This is a genomic window from Pseudogemmobacter faecipullorum (assembly GCF_020539525.1).
GTDB lineage: Bacteria > Pseudomonadota > Alphaproteobacteria > Rhodobacterales > Rhodobacteraceae > Pseudogemmobacter > Pseudogemmobacter faecipullorum.
This window is the reverse complement of the sequence record NZ_JACDXX010000002.1, coordinates 111,428-127,266: the sequence shown is the minus strand read 5'-3', so window position 1 is coordinate 127,266 and position 15,839 is coordinate 111,428. Positions and strand designations below refer to the sequence as shown.

Below are 15,839 nucleotides of genomic sequence, written 5' to 3'. Positions count from 1 at the left end.
TCAGAGCCAGCCACTGGCGCGAAAGCTGATCTCACGGCCGCGCCCGATCACCAGGTGATCATGCAAAGTGATGTTCAGCACCTGACAGGCCTCGCGGATCTGATCGGTCATCGCCAGATCCGCCTCTGAAGGGGTCGGATCGCCGGAAGGGTGATTGTGGACCAGGATCAGCGCTGAGGCATTCAGCTCCAGCGCGCGCCGGACCACCTCGCGTGGATAGACCGGCACATGATCCACCGTGCCGCGCGCCTGTTCCTCATCGGCGATCAGCACATTCTTACGGTCAAGAAACAGAATGCGGAACTGTTCGGTCTCGCGATGCGCCATCAGGCTGCGGCAGTAATCGAGCAAAGCATCCCAGGAGGAGAGCACGGGCCGGTTCATCACCCGCGCCCGCATCAGGCGCTGCGCCGTTGCCTCCAGCAGTTTCAGATCCTGAACCACCGCCTCCCCCACCCCGGGGATCCCGGCAAGCCGGGCCGGAGCGGCGGTGATCACGCCGCTGATATCGCCAAACGCCTCCAGCAACTGCCGCACCAGGGGTTTGACATCCTGGCGCGGGATGGTGCGAAACAGCAGCATTTCCAGCAGCTCATAATCCGGCATGGCCTGAGCCCCGCCCTCCTGGAAGCGGCTGCGCAGGCGTTTGCGGTGATCCTGAATATAAGAGGGCAGCTTCGTCCCCCGCCCGGGCAGCGGCGCAGGCGGGGCCTCATCCTCTGCGCCAGGGGCACAAAAGAGCGGAAGCGCCATGTCAGAAAAACCCTGCTGCTTTGCCATGCGCGCAGCCTAGGCCGGGAAATGATAATTTTTCGCTAATATGCGGCCGTCCCGCCGCGTCATCGGGCCAGAGCCAGACCTGGAGCCGGGCCTGGGCGGGCTGAAAAGCAACAGGGGGCCACTGGCCCCCTGTAAACCACATCCGAAAAGACCGGGGGCGATCAGCCCTTCATCCCATCCCAGAAGCCTTTAACCTTCGAAAAGAAGTTTGAGCCTTCCGGGTTGTTTTCCTCGGACAGTTTTTCGAATTCGCGCAGCAGTTCTTTCTGCCGCGAGGTCAGATTGACCGGGGTTTCCACCGCCAGCTCGATCACCATATCGCCGGTGCCGCCGCCGCGCAGCGCCGGCATGCCCTTGCCGCGCAGCCGCATCTGTTTGCCCGACTGGGCCCCCACCGGCACTTTCACCCGTGCCCGGCCACCGTCGATGGTCGGCACCTCAACCTCGCCGCCGAGTGCAGCCGAAGGCATCGAGATCGGGATCCGGCAGAACAGATGTACGCCGTCGCGCTGGAAGATGGCGTGATCGCGCACTTCGATGAAGATATAGAGATCGCCCTGCGGCCCGCCGCGCAGCCCGGCCTCGCCCTCGCCTGCAAGGCGGATGCGGGTGCCGGTCTCGACACCTGCCGGAATATTGACCGAGAGCTGACGCTCCTTCTCAACCCGGCCTGCCCCGTGACAGGATTTGCAGGGATTCTTGATGATCTGGCCGGTGCCCGAACAGGTCGGGCAGGTGCGCTCGACCGTGAAAAAGCCCTGCTGCGCCCGGACCTTACCCATGCCTGCACAGGTGCCGCAGGTCTGGGGTTCCGCCCCGCCCTCGGCACCTGAGCCGTGGCAGGTGTCACAGCCGACCGAGGTTGGCACATTGATCGTTTTCTGAACGCCGCTCCAGGCCTCTTCCAGCGTCACCCGCAGGTTATAGCGCAGATCCGAGCCGCGCTGCGCGCGCGAACGCCCGCCACCGCCGCCCTGGCCACGCCCGCCCATGAAATCGCCGAACAGATCCTCGAACACATCCGAGAAAGCCGATCCGAAATCGCCCTGGCCACCAAAGCCGCCGCGGCCACCACCGCCGCCGCCACCCATGCCACCTTCAAAGGCTGCATGGCCGAAACGGTCATAGGCTGCCTTTTTATCGGCATCCTTCAGAACGTCATTGGCCTCGTTCACCTCTTTGAACTGCGCTTCCGCATTGGGATTATCGGCATTGCGGTCGGGATGCAGCTCTTTCGCCTTCTGGCGATAGGCCTTTTTAATTTCCTCGGGACTAGCGCCGCGGGAAATTCCCAGCACGTCGTAAAAATCGCGTTTTGCCATAGCAAAAGCCCTCTCCTGACCGGAGAAGGGCGGCCCGCATCCGGACCGCCCCCCTTTTCGGCCAAAACGGAATTACTTCCGCTTGTTGTCGCCAAGATCCTCGAAATCGGCATCGACGATATCATCATCGCCATCCACCGGACGGGGTGCGTCCTCATCCTCGCCACCGGCTTCCGCAGCCTGGGCTTTGTAGATCGCCTCACCCAGCTTCATCGCTGCTTCGGTCAGATTCTGGATCCCCGATTTGATCTTGCCGGCATCCTCGCCTTTCAGCGCGTCTTCCAGCGGGCTCATCGCGAATTCAATCGCCTCAACGGTCGAGGGGTCAACCTTGTCCGAATGTTCTTTCAGCGACTTCTTCGTCGAGTCGAGCAGGCTTTCCCCCTGGTTGCGGGCTTCGACCAGCTCACGGCGGGCCTTATCGGCATCGGCATTCGCCTCTGCGTCACGGACCATTTTCTCGATATCGTCATCCGACAGACCACCCGAGGCCTGAATGGTGATGCGCTGCTCTTTATTGGTGCCTTTGTCCTTCGCCGAAACGGAGACGATGCCGTTTGCGTCGATGTCGAAGGTCACCTCAATCTGCGGCACGCCACGCGGGGCCGGCGGGATCTGCTCCAGGTTGAACTGGCCGAGGATCTTGTTATCAGCCGCCATTTCCCGTTCTCCCTGGAAGACGCGGATGGTCACAGCGTTCTGATTATCCTCAGCGGTCGAGAAGACCTGGGACTTTTTGGTCGGGATGGTGGTGTTGCGGTCGATCAGACGGGTGAACACACCGCCGAGGGTCTCGATGCCCAGCGACAGCGGGGTCACGTCGAGCAGAACCACATCCTTCACATCGCCCTGCAGAACCCCGGCCTGAACGGCGGCGCCCATGGCGACAACCTCATCCGGGTTCACACCCTTATGCGGCTCTTTACCGAAGAACTTGGTCACTTCCTCGATGACTTTCGGCATCCGGGTCATACCGCCGACCAGAACCACTTCATCGATATCGCCTTTGGCGAGACCCGCATCTTTCAGCGCAGCCGCACAGGGCTTCATCGATTTGACGATCAGATCGCCAACCAGGCTTTCCAGCTTGGCACGGGTCAGCTTCACCACGAGGTGCAGCGGCTGGCCGGTGGTTTTGTCCATCGAGATGAACGGCTGGTTGATATCGGTGGCCTGCGACGAGGACAGCTCGATCTTGGCTTTTTCCGCAGCCTCTTTCAGACGCTGCAGCGCCATTTTGTCGAGGGTCAGGTCGACGCCATGCTCTTTTTTGAACTCATCGGCCAGATACTGGACGATGCGCATGTCGAAATCTTCGCCACCGAGGAAGGTGTCGCCATTGGTCGATTTCACTTCGAACAGACCATCATCGATTTCGAGGATGGTGATATCGAAAGTACCGCCACCAAGGTCATAGACCGCGATGGTTTTCGATTCTTTTTTGTCGAGGCCGTAAGCCAGAGCGGCTGCGGTCGGCTCGTTGATGATGCGCAGCACTTCGAGGCCGGCGATTTTGCCAGCGTCTTTGGTAGCCTGACGCTGAGCGTCGTTGAAATAGGCCGGAACCGTGATCACGGCCTGGGTGACGGTCTCACCGAGGTAGGATTCTGCAGTTTCTTTCATCTTCTGCAGGATGAAAGCCGAGATCTGCGAGGGCGAATATTTCTCGCCGCGCACTTCGACCCATGCATCGCCATTACCGCTGTCGACAATGTTATAGGGCACGAGTTTGCGGTCTTTTTCGACTTCGGCATCGCCCACACGGCGGCCGACAAGGCGCTTCACCGCAAAGACGGTGTTGGTCGCATTGGTGACAGCCTGGCGCTTGGCAGCCTGGCCGACCAGACGCTCACCTTCGGTGAAGCCAACGATCGAGGGCGTGGTGCGGGCACCTTCGGCGTTTTCGATAACGCGCGGCTGCGAACCATCCATGATGGCGACGCAGGAGTTGGTAGTGCCGAGGTCGATACCAATGACTTTGGCCATGTTTGTATCCCTTTCTACAGGCGATCATCCCGTTCTGGCCCGGAAACTTCGGCACCCGGACGGGTCTGGTAAAGCGGATGGCTGCAAGAACCATCCTGTGACTGAGCGTATATAGGCAGGGCAAAATCCGCCTGCAACTCTTGCGGAGCCGAGTCCGGTGCGATTTTTCGCCCTTTCTCCTTCCATGAACAGAAAGACAGCCGAAGCGTGTGCCCCGGCTGTCTTTCCTTGTTCCCAAAGGCCCCTCGCCTCAGCGCGCGTCCAGCGTGCAGCATCCCGTCAGGCTCTGCTGATCCGGGCCGGAGGTACGAAGGCGGGCACTGAAGCCGTAGATGCGGTCAGACATGCCGTCGCTGCACTGCTCCCGCGTCACCACCAGCTCAAATCTGCGGCCGGCATCCGCCGTATAGCTGCCCGCATAGCCGGTGCCGGTGACCTCCTGCTTTACGATTTTCAGCGCGACCTCAGGCGTATCAGGGGTCGACCATTCCGCCCCGCCGGTCAGAGGCAGTTTCAGGCTCCAGAACGGTTCAGTGCCCCTGCAGGACAGCGGGCGCGGCACATCCCCCTTTGCCCCGGGGGCCGAGGCCTGAAGATAGGCCAGCGAGGCCCAGCCCGAGACCTCTCCGGCCGAAACCAGGCCCCATTTCTGATCATCAGACAGTTTCAGCACTTCGATCCGTGTGGTGTAGGGGGCAATCTCACTGATCACCCGTGCTTTGGCAGAGGGTTCAGCGCGGATATTCAGCACATCGGTCGAGGCGACACGGGCAACATCATATTGCCCCGGCAGGCGCTGCGCCAGGGCGGGGAAGGCCGCAAGACCGAGGGAGAGAGAGAGCAGAAGGACTCGGGTGTATTTCATCGACGTTTTCCCCAGGAGGCGGATGCATATTTACGCGTAAAAAACTGACCCATCAGCCCGAGCATGAGACAGACCAGGGTGACGATCACCGGATATTCTACCGAAGTATGCCTGGGCAGGTAATTCACAAACATGTCGCCCCGCGCCTGGTCGATCGTATGGAACAGCGGGTTCCAGTCAAACCAGCCCCGCAGCCAGGCCGGGGTCGAATTCGCCACCAGCATCTTGCCCGAGGCGATCATATTGGCACGCTGATAGACCGTGGTCAGGATCCCCACGAGGTCAGGGTTCCATGGCTTTGCCGCATAAAAGATCAGGCCAATCGCCGCCCCTGATCCCCAGGACAGGATGAACATGCCCACCATCCCAACCGGATCGGGGATGTAAACCGGGGCCAGCACCGCGTGATAGAGAAACAGAATAACCCCTGCGGCAAAGGTCTGGCTGTAAAGCGCCGCAAAGGCCGCCGAGACCACTGCCACCAGCGGGTTCATCGGCGCATGCATCATCATCGCAGAGGTCGGCGAGCTGGCGCCTGAAACCGCCCCGAGCGCCTTCACATGCGTCAGGAACATAAAGACGCCTGACATCACATAGAGCACAAAATCGCCACCGCTGATCTTCACCCGGCGCATGCCGAGCATATCGAACATCACCACGAAAATCGTCAGCACCAGCGCGGCCTGAATAACATTCATCACCAGGCCTTTCACCGCGCTCGAATGCGTGCCGCGCAGCTGCCAGACGGTGGTGTGATAAATAATCTCAATCAGTTCGATGCCCGAGCGCATCCGCGACGGCCGGCGTTTCACCTCTGGTCGGAACATCTTTCCCCCGCCACCCCTGCTGGCCCCGGCATCCGTCAGCCCCCGGGCTCTTGCAGGAAATATGCCTGCGGACAGCCTGCAGCCTCAGCAAAACTTGCCGTTTGCGTCCCGGCAGAAGATAAAGCCCCGAAGATTTTATAGCAACTGTCGCCCGCATCGGGCCGCGAGGGAGTTTCTGATGGATTTCGACCGGCTTATTTCGACCATCCGCCAGCTTTCCCTCGAGGCGGGAGCACGGATCATGGAGGTCTATGACGGGCCGGATTTCGCGGTGAAAGCCAAAAGCGATGCCAGCCCGGTAACCGAAGCCGACGAGGCCGCTGATGCGCTGATCTCGGCCGGTCTGCGCGCGGCTTTCCCCGATGTGACGCTGATCACCGAAGAACAGGCCGACAGCCACGCCCTTTCGGCTTCGAGCTTCCTGATCGTCGACCCGCTCGACGGCACGAAAGAATTCGTGCAGCGCCGCGGCGATTTCACCGTGAATATTGCCTATGTCGAGGCCGGCGTGCCACTGCGCGGCGTGGTCTATGCCCCGGCAAAGGGGCGGCTGTTCTACACCCTTGCCGATGGCCAGGCGGTGGAAGAGGAGCCGGGCGAGGATGGCGGCTTTGACCTCACCCTTCCGGGCGCGCAAAGGCTGCTCTCTGTCAACAACGCGCCGGATAATGCGGCTTTGCTGGTCGTCGCCTCCAAATCGCACCGCGATGCCGCCACAGATGATTATATCAGCCGCTATCAGGTGAAAGACGCGAAAAGTGCGGGCTCCAGCCTGAAATTCTGCCTTGTTGCCACCGGTGAAGCCGATCTCTACCCGCGTCTTGGCCGCACCATGGAATGGGATACGGCGGCGGGCGATGCCTTGCTGCGCGGCGCCGGTGGCGAGGTTCTGGATTTTGAAAGCCATGCCGCGCTGCTTTATGGCAAGCCCGGCTTTGGCAATCCGTTCTTCATTGCCAGAGCGCCGGCGGTTGAGCTGAAGTAATCCCCCACACCCGCGCCCCGGGCAAAACCGCGCCCGGGGTCTGTTCCGGCCAGCCCGGATAAAAAGCCGAATCGAGGCAGGACAGCCAGGCCTGACAATCAGACGGCGGCGGCTGCGGAAAGCCGCTCATCGCCTGGTGGCAGCGATTTCGCCCATTTAGCCCGGCACGGTCCTGGATTATTCCCGATATGACATCAACGCGCCCGAATCCGGACACATTGATCCGAATATAGAATAAACACGCCAATTACTGGCGTTTGGCCATCTTTAACGAGAAGTAGCACCATGCCAAGGAAAGTCACGAAAGCCGTATTCCCCGTCGCCGGGCTCGGCACGCGGTTCCTCCCGGCCACAAAATCTATTCCCAAAGAAATTATGACCCTGGTCGACCGCCCTCTGATCCAATATGCGATCGATGAGGCGCGCGCCGCCGGCATTAAAGAGTTCATCTTCGTCACCTCGCGCGGCAAAGGCGCGCTTGAGGATTATTTCGACCGCGCGCCCGAGCTGGAAGCCGAGCTGAAGCGGAAGAATAAAACCGAGCTGCTCGACGTTCTGGAAGATACCAATATGGATTCGGGCGCCATCGCCTATGTCCGCCAGAACCGTCCCCGCGGCCTCGGCCATGCGGTCTGGTGCGCGCGGCGTCTGATCGGCGATGAGCCTTTTGCGGTTCTGCTGCCCGATGACGTGATCGCCGCCGAGCGCTCCTGCCTGGCGCAGATGGTTGAGGCCTATGAGCAGACCGGCGGCAATATGGTTGCCGCCATGGAAGTCGCACCCGCCAAAGCCTCGTCTTACGGTGTGCTCGATATTGCCGAGGATATGGGCTCGATCGTGCGGGCCCGTGGCATGGTCGAAAAGCCTAAGGCCGAGGATGCGCCCTCGAACCTCGCCGTGATCGGCCGCTATATTCTTGACCCCAAAGTGCTGCACAACCTCGATACCATCAAGGAAGGTGCCGGCGGTGAGATCCAGCTGACCGATGCCATTGCGCAGGAAGCAGGCGAAGGCGGCACCGGGGTTTACGGCTTCCGCTTCCGCGGCATGCGCTATGACTGCGGCTCGAAAGCCGGATTCCTGCAGGCCACCGTGGCCTTCGGCCTGTCGCGCCCCGAACTGCAGGAGGAATTCTCCTCTTATCTGCAGGATATGATGGCGCAGCAAAAAGCGGCCCAGTAACCGCGATGGCGGCAGCGCGCTCTGCCCGGGCGAAAGCCTGGGCTCCGGGCGAGCTGCCGCCCCCCGCCTCCGGCCCCGCCGCCCTCTGGCAGGCCTGGCGGCAACGCTGGCGGCGGCAAAAGCTGCTGGCCCGTGCCATTCGCAAAAGACGCGAGCTGCGCCTGATCTGCGACCGCAGCGCCGCCATCGGCACAGAGACTGTGCTTTGCGCCATGGTGCTGCGCAATGAGGCGACGCGCCTGCCGTGGTTTCTGGAGTATCACCGCCGCCTCGGTGTCGGGCATTTCCTGATAATCGACAATGGCAGCAGCGATGGCAGCCGTGCCCTGCTCGAAGCCGCGCCCGATGTCACCCTCTGGGCAACCACTGCCAGCTATAAGCAAAGCCGTTTCGGCCTCGACTGGCTGAACTGGGTGCTGCTGCGCCATGGCCATGGCCACTGGTGCCTGGTGCTCGATGCCGATGAGCTGCTGGTCTATCCACATAGCGAGACCCGACCGCTGGCGGCGCTGACCGAATGGCTCGACCTGCACCATCTGCCCGCCATGCCCGCAATGATGCTTGATCTTTATCCCGATGGCCCGATCAGCGCGGTGAGTTATCAGCCCGGAGATGATCCGCTGCAGAGCCTGGCCTGGTTTGACAGCGGCAATTACAGCACGCAGATCCAGCCGGCGCTGCGCAATCTGTGGATCCAGGGCGGGGTCCGGGCGCGACAGTTCTTTGCGCAAGAGCCGCGCCGCGCGCCGACGCTGAATAAAATTCCGCTGATCCGCTGGCACTGGCGCTATGCCTTGCTGAATTCAACCCATTCGCTGCTGCCGCCGAAGCTGAACCAGGTTTATGATGAGACCGGGGGCGAAAGCCTGTCAGGCGTCTTGCTGCACACGAAATTCCTGCCCGAAATCATAGAGAAATCCGCCGAAGAAAAAGAGCGTGCACAGCATTTCGGTGCGCCGCAGCAGTTTGGAGGCTATTACGACGCGGTGATCGCCGATCCGGTGCTGAAATCACCGCAGTCGCGCCGCTATCAGGGCTGGCGTCAGCTGGAAGCGCTTGGCTTGCTGTCGCGTGGCGGATGGCTATGATCTGCACTCAGGTCGTCTCCCCTCACCGGCCAGCGGCCCGGCGTCTTTCGCAATGTGGCATCGGGCTGTAATTGCCACTTTTACTGTTTTTATCTTAATCTTCTGAGTTTTTCAGCCATGCTACGGTATAATCTGCCGGATTTAGATTTTGCAGGCCCGCAGGTGATTTTCCGCTACCGGCCCATTCTCTGCAGCCCCGGGCGCATCACCGCCCGACCGGACTGCGACCTTTCCTTCCCCGGCCTGTCATGCTGCGAGGGGGCTGGATGAGGCTTGCCCGCTCCTACCGGCTGCGCATGCGCCGCCGGGGCCTGATCACCCGCGCGGTTTTACGCCAGCGCGAGCTGACAGCGGTCAATCTCCGGGCGGAGCAACTGAAAGGCCAGCCGGTTCTCCTGTTCACCACCCTGCGCAATGAGCGGCTGCGCCTGCCCTATTTCCTGAAATATTACCGCAATCTCGGCATTGATCACTTTCTGATCGTCGATAATGGCAGTGAGGATGGCAGCCGCGATTACCTCGCGGCCCAGCCCGATGTCTCGCTCTGGACCACCCGGGCCAGCTATAAAGACAGTCGCTTTGGCATGGACTGGATCAGTGCTCTGCTGCGCCGCTATGGCCATGGCCGCTGGTGCCTTACCGTCGATGTGGATGAGTTTCTGGTCTACCCTTTCTGCGAAAGCCGGCCGATCCGGGCGCTGACCGATTTTCTCGATAACGGCGGCATCCGCACCTTCCCGGCCATGCTGCTCGACATGTATCCCAAAGGCCCGATCTCGGCCCGGCCCTGCCGCGAGGGACAGAACCCGTTTGAGATCGCGGAATGGTTTGACAGCGGCAATTATCAGATCAGCCGCAACTGGGCCTATGGCAATCTGTGGATCCAGGGCGGACCGCGCGCCCGGATGTTCTTTGCCGACCGCCCCCAGGCCGCGCCTGCGCTGAACAAAGTGCCGCTGGTGAAATGGCATCGCAGCTATGCCTATGTCAGCTCGACCCATATGCTGCTGCCGCGCGGGCTGAACCTGACCTTTGATGACTGGGGCGGAGAAAAGGCCTCAGGTTGCCTTCTTCACGCCAAGTTCCTCGATACATTCAGCTTTAAGGCCGAGGAAGAGGCCGCTCGCGGGCAGCATTATGCAGCGGGCCGAGAATATAAGGCCTATCTTGAGGGGCTGCGGGAACAGCCCGATCTCTGGTGCAAATGGAGCGAGAAATACATCAACTGGCGCCAGCTCGAAATTCTCGGCCTGATGTCGAAGGGGAACTGGGCATGAGCCTTGGCTTTGTCATGCTGTGTCACACTGCGCTGGAGCGCGCCGCCGAAGTGGCGCGTCACTGGGCCGAGAGGGGCTGCCCGGTGGTGATCCATATCGACCGCGCGACACCGGAGCGCGAGGTGAGCGCCATGCAGGCCCTGCTGGCCGATCTGGACACGATCCGCTTCTCGCCGCGTCACAGCTGCGAGTGGGGCACCTGGGGCATTGTCGCGGCCACGATCGAGGCCAGCGCCATCCTGTTGCGCGATTTCCCCGAGGCCAGTCATATCTACCTGGTGTCCGGTTCCTGCCTGCCTTTGCGCCCGGTGGAAGAGCTGCAGGCCTATCTCGCCCTGCACCCGGGCACCGATTTCATCGAAAGCGTCACCACCTCCGATGTCGGCTGGACCGTGGGCGGGCTGAATGCCGAGCGTTTCACCCTGCGCTTCCCCTTCTCCTGGCGCAAAAACCGCTGGCTGTTTGACAGCTATGTGCAGCTGCAGCGCCGGCTGAGAATGCGCCGCAAACTGCCGCGCAATCTGGTGCCGCATCTGGGCAGCCAGTGGTGGTGCCTGACCCGCGAGACCCTGTCGGCGCTGATCGCCCATCCCGACCGCGCCGCATATGACCGCTGGTTCCGCCGCGCCTGGATCCCTGATGAAAGCTATTTCCAGTCGCTGGTCCGGCTGGTCTCGCCCAGGATTGAAAGCCGTTCTCTGACCCTGTCGAAATTCGACTATCAGGGCAAACCACATGTATTTTACGACGATCACCTGCAGCTGCTGCGCCGTTCAGACTGTTTCGTCGCCCGCAAAATCTGGCCCCGGGCAGATAAGCTTTACCGCAGCTTCCTCGACCCCGAAGCGGCCGCCCAGGCCCGGGCCGAGCCCAATCCCGGCAAGATCGACAGGCTGTTTGCCAAGGCAGTCGAGCGGCGGATCTCGGGCCGGCCCGGCCTTTATATGCAGTCGCGTTTTCCCAACAGCGACTGGCTGAAGGGCCGGACCGCCGCGCCTTTTGCGGTGTTTGAGGGCTTTGCCGAGATCTTTGAGGATTTCGGGACCTGGCTGTCGAAAGTCGCGGGCACCCGGGCACATGGCCATCTCTTCGCGCCGGAGCGGGTCGAATTCGCCGGCGGGGCCAGGGTCTATAATGGCTCGCTGTCCGACAGCGCGGCGCTGCGCGATTACAATCCGCGCAGCTTCCTGACCTCGCTGATCTGGAACACCAGGGGCGAGCGGCAGTGCTTCCAGTTCAGCCCCGCCGACAACCAGGAGATCACCCCCTTCCTCGCCGGCGATCCCAATGCCCAGATCTGGATGATCACCGGCGCCTTTGCCGTGCCTTTGTTCCGCTCAGGCCGTGATTTCAGCGAGATCCGCGCCGAAGCCGCCCGGCTGCAGCGCATCGAGTCCGCTTTTCTCACCCGGTTGCGCGCAGCGGATGTAAAGGCGAAAGTCCGGATCTGGAACCTTGCCGAGCTGGTTGAGAACCCCGAGGATGCGCTGCAGAGCATCCTTGATGAGGTCAGCCCGCGCTCGCTCAGGCGGCTGAGCGAAGTGCCGCAGCTGGTGGATATGACCGGCTTTGGCGCTTTCCTGCAAAATCTGCGCAATCAGGGCATGAAGCCCGAGCTGATGGGCGATTACAGCACCGATCCCACCCCCGGCAGCCATGCCCGGCCCCGCGCCCGCTCCTACACGATCCAGTGAGATCCTGATCCATGACCGCGCCCCGTTTCACCTCATTCGTCATGTTCGCCGCAATGCGGACCGGCTCGAATTTCCTCGAGGCCAATCTGAATGCGCTGGAGGGCGTCAGCTGCCTCGGCGAGATGTTCAATCCGCATTTCATCGGCAAGAAGGACCGGAGCGAGGCTTTTGGCATCGATCTTGAGGCGCGGGCGCAGAATCCGAAAAAACTGCTGCGCAAGCTCAGGGCCGAAACCCCCGGCCTCGCCGGATTTCGCTATTTCCATGATCACGAGCCGAAGATCCTTGAGGATCTGCTGAGCGATCCGGGCTGCGCCAAGGTCATCCTGACCCGCAACCCGCTGGAAAGCTATGTCAGCCTGAAGATCGCCCAGGCCACCGGCCAGTGGAAGCTGACCAATCTGAAAAACCTGAAAACCGCGAAAGCGCGGTTTGAGGGCGATGAATTCCTGCGCCATGTCGAGCGGGCCCAGGACTTTCAGCTGCGGCTGATGCAGGCGCTGCAAAGCTCAGGCCAGACGGCATTTTACATTGATTATGAGGATATCAGCGATCTCGCGGTGCTGAATGGTCTGGCCGCCTGGCTGGGGGTGCCCGCCCGGCTCGAGGCGGTGGATCAGACGCTGAAAAAGCAAAACCCGGGCCGGCTGGAAGATAAGGTTGAAAACCCCGAAGCGATCCCGGCCGCCCTTGCCCGGCTCGATCGCTTCAACCTCGGCCGCAGCCCGAATTTTGAGCCGCGCCGCGCGCCGATGATCCCCTCTTTCCTTGCCGCGGCGGATGCGCCGCTTTTATATCTGCCGCTACGCGGCGGCCCGGTCGGGCAGGTCAGCACCTGGCTCGGCGCGCTGGGGCGCGGCGGGCTGCACAGCGATTTTGTCCAGAAAACCCTGCGGCAATGGAAAAGCGATCACCCCGGGCATCGCAGCTTTACCGTGATCCGCCACCCGCTGCTGCGCGCCCATCAGGCCTTTCTCTCCCAGCTGGTCAGCGGCAAACAAAGCGAGATCCGGCAGCTGATCAGCCGCAGCTATGGTGCCAGCCTGCCGCCGCCCGGCCGCGATTTCGCCGATAAAGGCCAGCACCAGGCGGCTTTCCTTGCTTTCCTGCGCTTTGCCCGGCATGCGGCGGCGGGCCAGACCGGCGGCAGGATTGATGGCCACTGGGCCAGCCAGAGCGCGGTAATCCAGGGCTTTGCCACCTTCCAGCCCCCCGATCTGATCTTGCGCGAAGAGCAGCTGCCCGAGGGCCTCGGCTGGCTTTGCGCCGGGCTCGGGATCAGCGCCCCGGCGCTTAACCCCGATCCGGAACCCGCCGCTGCGCTGAATGCGATCTGGTCGCCGGAGCTGGAACAGGCCGCCGAAGAGGCCTGGCCGCGCGATTATATGGGCTTTGGCTATGGGCGCTGGCGCAGGGGCTGAGAGGGGCCTGCGGGCCCAGGCCGGAAAGCCCGCATTCTGAGCCGCCGCGGTTGACCCTGGCCCGGGGGGCGACTAATTCCGGAATGTCCCCAGCCGGAAAGTCCCCCCCTTGGCCATCCATCTTTACCGCAATGATCTGCCCGACGGGCTGGACCTCGGCCCCGTTGTCGCCATCGACACCGAGACCATGGGCCTTGACCCGCGCCGTGACCGGCTTTGCGTGGTGCAGCTCTCGGATGGGAAGGGCGATGCCTGGCTGGTGCAGATCGCGCGCGGCCAGAAATCGGCCCCCAATCTCGAGCGTCTCCTCACCGATCCGGCTGTGATGAAACTGTTCCATTATGGCCGGTTCGATATTGCCGTGATGAAACAGGCCTTTGGCGTCACCACTGCCCCGGTCTGGTGCACCAAGATCGCTTCAAGGCTGATCCGGACCTATACCGACCGGCATGGGCTGAAATATCTGCTCGCGGAAATGATCGGCGTCGATGTCTCGAAACAGCAGCAGACCTCTGACTGGGGCGCGGCCGAGCTGACCGAGGCCCAGAAAGACTATGCGGCCTCCGATGTGCTCTATCTGCACCGGCTGAAAGCGGCGCTGGAAGAGCGGCTGATCCGTGAGGACCGCCTGGCCTTTGCCGAGAAACTCTTTGCCTTCCTGCCCGTCCGGGCCGAACTTGATCTGATGGGCTGGGGGGAACCGAATGACATCTTCAACCACTGAGCATCAGGCCTTTCTCGCCACCGGCCGCCGGGTGATCCGCCAGGAGGCCGATGCGCTGGACAGGCTAACCGAGGCGCTCGGCCCCTCTTTTGCCGAAGCCGTCTCGCTGATCCTTGGCGCCACCGGCAGGGTGGTGATCTCGGGCATGGGTAAATCCGGCCATATCGGTAAGAAAATCGCTGCCACTTTCGCCTCGACCGGCACCCCCGCCCAATTCGTACACCCGGCTGAGGCCAGCCATGGTGATCTCGGTATGATCGCCGAGGGCGATGTGATCGTGATGCTGTCCAATTCCGGCGAAACGCCGGAGCTGGCCGATATGCTGGCGCATAGCCGTCGCTTTGGCATCCCGCTGATCGGCGTGGCCGGGCGCGAGGGCTCGACCCTGCTGCGCGAGGCTGATGTGGCAATCCTGCTGCCCGCGGTTCCCGAAGCCTGCGGCACCGGCATTGTGCCGACCAGCTCTACCACCATGACCCTGGCGCTGGGGGATGCTCTGGCGATTGCGCTGATGGAGCATCGCCGCTTCACCCCCGAACATTTCCGCGTCTTCCATCCCGGCGGCAAGCTGGGGGCACGGCTGCTGCGGGTCGGCGATCTGATGCATGCCGAGGCCCCGCTGGTCGCAGCCGCGACCCCGATGTCTGAGGCGCTGATCACCATGACCCGCGCCGGATTCGGTGTGGTGGGCGTGGCGGGCGCGGATCTGACCCTGCAGGGCATCGTCACCGACGGCGACCTGCGCCGCCATATGGAGGGGCTGCTCTCGCATACTGCCGGCGAGGTAATGACCCGCGCGCCGATGACCACCACCCCCGGGGCGCTGGCCGTTGAGGCCCTGGCGCTGATGAATGAGAAAAAGATCACCTGCCTTCTGGTCACCTCGGAACCCGGCTCCGGTCAGGTGCAGGGCATCCTCCACATCCACGACTGCCTGCGTGCAGGCGTGGCCTGATCCCGGGAAGCGAGGCCGCAATGTCGCGAAGCGACCGCCATTCAAGGATCGTCGGCTGGCTGAAAGTGGCCCTGCCGCTGACCGCGCTGGCCCTGTTATCCACGCTGTTTTTGCTGGCCGACCGCATCGATCCCACCGATGCAATCCGCTATGCGGATGTCGATGTTGAGGCCCTGGCCCGCGATCCGCGCATGACCGCACCGACCTATGCCGGCACCACCACCGACGGATCCGCCCTGACCCTGACCGCAAGCGCAGCCCGTCCGGCCAGCGCCTCGCAATCCGCGGCAGCCGAAGACGTGACCCTGCGCCTCGACATGCCAGGCGGCGGCAATGCGAGGATGCGGGCGGATGAGGCGGTTATCGATACCGCAGCGGGTGAGCTGCGCCTGGCCGGCAATGTGAAAATCGACACATCCTCGGGCTATCAGGTTGAAACCGATGCGTTGAGCGCTCTGCTCGACCGGACCGGCGCCGAAAGTCCCGGCAAGGTCCATGCCACCGCGCCCGGGGTAAGCATCGACGCCGGGCGCTTCAGCCTAAGCCATGGCGCCCCGCCTCCGGCCCCGCCCGCCACAACCGGGTCTGAGACTGAGACTGAAACCGGGACAGCGGCAGAACCCGGCGCCGCCGCGCCGGGAAAAACCGCCACCCAGCCCGCAACCCCCTATCTTCTGGTTTTCTCCGGGGGGGTGCAGATGGTATATCAACCCGGCGGATGATACCGCTGAAC

General features: G+C 62.4%; 14 protein-coding genes. 9 read left to right on the top strand and 5 right to left on the bottom strand.

The window, feature by feature from the left end:
* The 5 genes from radC to H0485_RS02415 form a co-directional block, all read right to left on the bottom strand.
* Positions 1 to 780 (bottom strand): RadC family protein, encoded by a 780-nt coding sequence (radC, locus tag H0485_RS02435; RefSeq protein ID WP_226933768.1) that lies wholly within the window; start codon positions 778 to 780, stop codon positions 1 to 3.
* A gap of 161 nt (positions 781 to 941) precedes the next feature.
* Positions 942 to 2,102 carry a molecular chaperone DnaJ gene (gene dnaJ / locus H0485_RS02430; RefSeq protein ID WP_226933767.1) on the bottom strand — a complete coding sequence of 387 codons (1,161 nt, stop codon included), beginning with the start codon at positions 2,100 to 2,102 and terminating at the stop codon, positions 942 to 944.
* 72 nt (positions 2,103 to 2,174) lie between these two features.
* Positions 2,175 to 4,088: a molecular chaperone DnaK gene (dnaK, locus tag H0485_RS02425; protein WP_226933766.1), complete on the bottom strand. Its 1,914-nt coding sequence runs from the start codon at positions 4,086 to 4,088 to the stop codon at positions 2,175 to 2,177.
* A 250-nt stretch (positions 4,089 to 4,338) separates the two neighbouring features.
* Positions 4,339 to 4,953 (bottom strand): COG3650 family protein, encoded by a 615-nt coding sequence (locus H0485_RS02420; RefSeq protein WP_226933765.1) that lies wholly within the window; start codon positions 4,951 to 4,953, stop codon positions 4,339 to 4,341.
* Positions 4,950 to 5,780: an ABC transporter permease gene (locus H0485_RS02415; protein WP_226933764.1), complete on the bottom strand. Its 831-nt coding sequence runs from the start codon at positions 5,778 to 5,780 to the stop codon at positions 4,950 to 4,952. The genes H0485_RS02420 and H0485_RS02415 overlap by 4 nt, the downstream gene beginning before the upstream one ends.
* Positions 5,781 to 5,958: 178 nt before the next feature.
* Between H0485_RS02415 and cysQ the strand changes: the two genes are divergently transcribed.
* The 9 genes from cysQ to lptC all read left to right on the top strand — a co-directional run bounded on the left by cysQ (position 5,959) and on the right by lptC (position 15,828).
* A complete protein-coding gene (gene cysQ / locus H0485_RS02410; protein ID WP_226933763.1) occupies positions 5,959 to 6,765 on the top strand; it encodes a 3'(2'),5'-bisphosphate nucleotidase CysQ in 807 nt (268 codons plus the stop codon).
* 285 nt (positions 6,766 to 7,050) lie between these two features.
* The gene (gene galU, locus H0485_RS02405; RefSeq protein ID WP_226933762.1) at positions 7,051 to 7,947 is read left to right on the top strand and encodes a UTP--glucose-1-phosphate uridylyltransferase GalU; all 897 of its coding nucleotides are present in this window, start codon (positions 7,051 to 7,053) and stop codon (positions 7,945 to 7,947) included.
* A 5-nt stretch (positions 7,948 to 7,952) separates the two neighbouring features.
* On the top strand, positions 7,953 to 9,035 hold the full coding sequence (locus tag H0485_RS02400; RefSeq protein ID WP_226933761.1) for a glycosyltransferase family 2 protein: 1,083 nt from the start codon (positions 7,953 to 7,955) through the stop codon (positions 9,033 to 9,035).
* A gap of 266 nt (positions 9,036 to 9,301) precedes the next feature.
* A complete protein-coding gene (locus H0485_RS02395) occupies positions 9,302 to 10,312 on the top strand; it encodes a glycosyltransferase family 2 protein (RefSeq protein ID WP_226933760.1) in 1,011 nt (336 codons plus the stop codon).
* Positions 10,309 to 12,006, top strand: a complete 1,698-nt coding sequence (locus H0485_RS02390; RefSeq protein ID WP_226933759.1) for a DUF5927 domain-containing protein — start codon at positions 10,309 to 10,311, stop codon at positions 12,004 to 12,006. Before H0485_RS02395 ends, H0485_RS02390 begins: the two co-directional genes overlap by 4 nt.
* Before the next feature lie 11 nt (positions 12,007 to 12,017).
* Positions 12,018 to 13,427, top strand: a complete 1,410-nt coding sequence (locus tag H0485_RS02385) for a nodulation protein NodH (RefSeq protein WP_226933758.1) — start codon at positions 12,018 to 12,020, stop codon at positions 13,425 to 13,427.
* A 109-nt stretch (positions 13,428 to 13,536) separates the two neighbouring features.
* Positions 13,537 to 14,151, top strand: a complete 615-nt coding sequence (locus H0485_RS02380; RefSeq protein ID WP_226933757.1) for a ribonuclease D — start codon at positions 13,537 to 13,539, stop codon at positions 14,149 to 14,151.
* A complete protein-coding gene (locus tag H0485_RS02375; RefSeq protein WP_226933756.1) occupies positions 14,132 to 15,106 on the top strand; it encodes a KpsF/GutQ family sugar-phosphate isomerase in 975 nt (324 codons plus the stop codon). Before H0485_RS02380 ends, H0485_RS02375 begins: the two co-directional genes overlap by 20 nt.
* A gap of 20 nt (positions 15,107 to 15,126) precedes the next feature.
* Positions 15,127 to 15,828, top strand: coding sequence for an LPS export ABC transporter periplasmic protein LptC (gene lptC, locus H0485_RS02370; protein ID WP_226933755.1), 702 nt, complete (start codon positions 15,127 to 15,129; stop codon positions 15,826 to 15,828).
* Positions 15,829 to 15,839 lie beyond the last annotated feature (11 nt).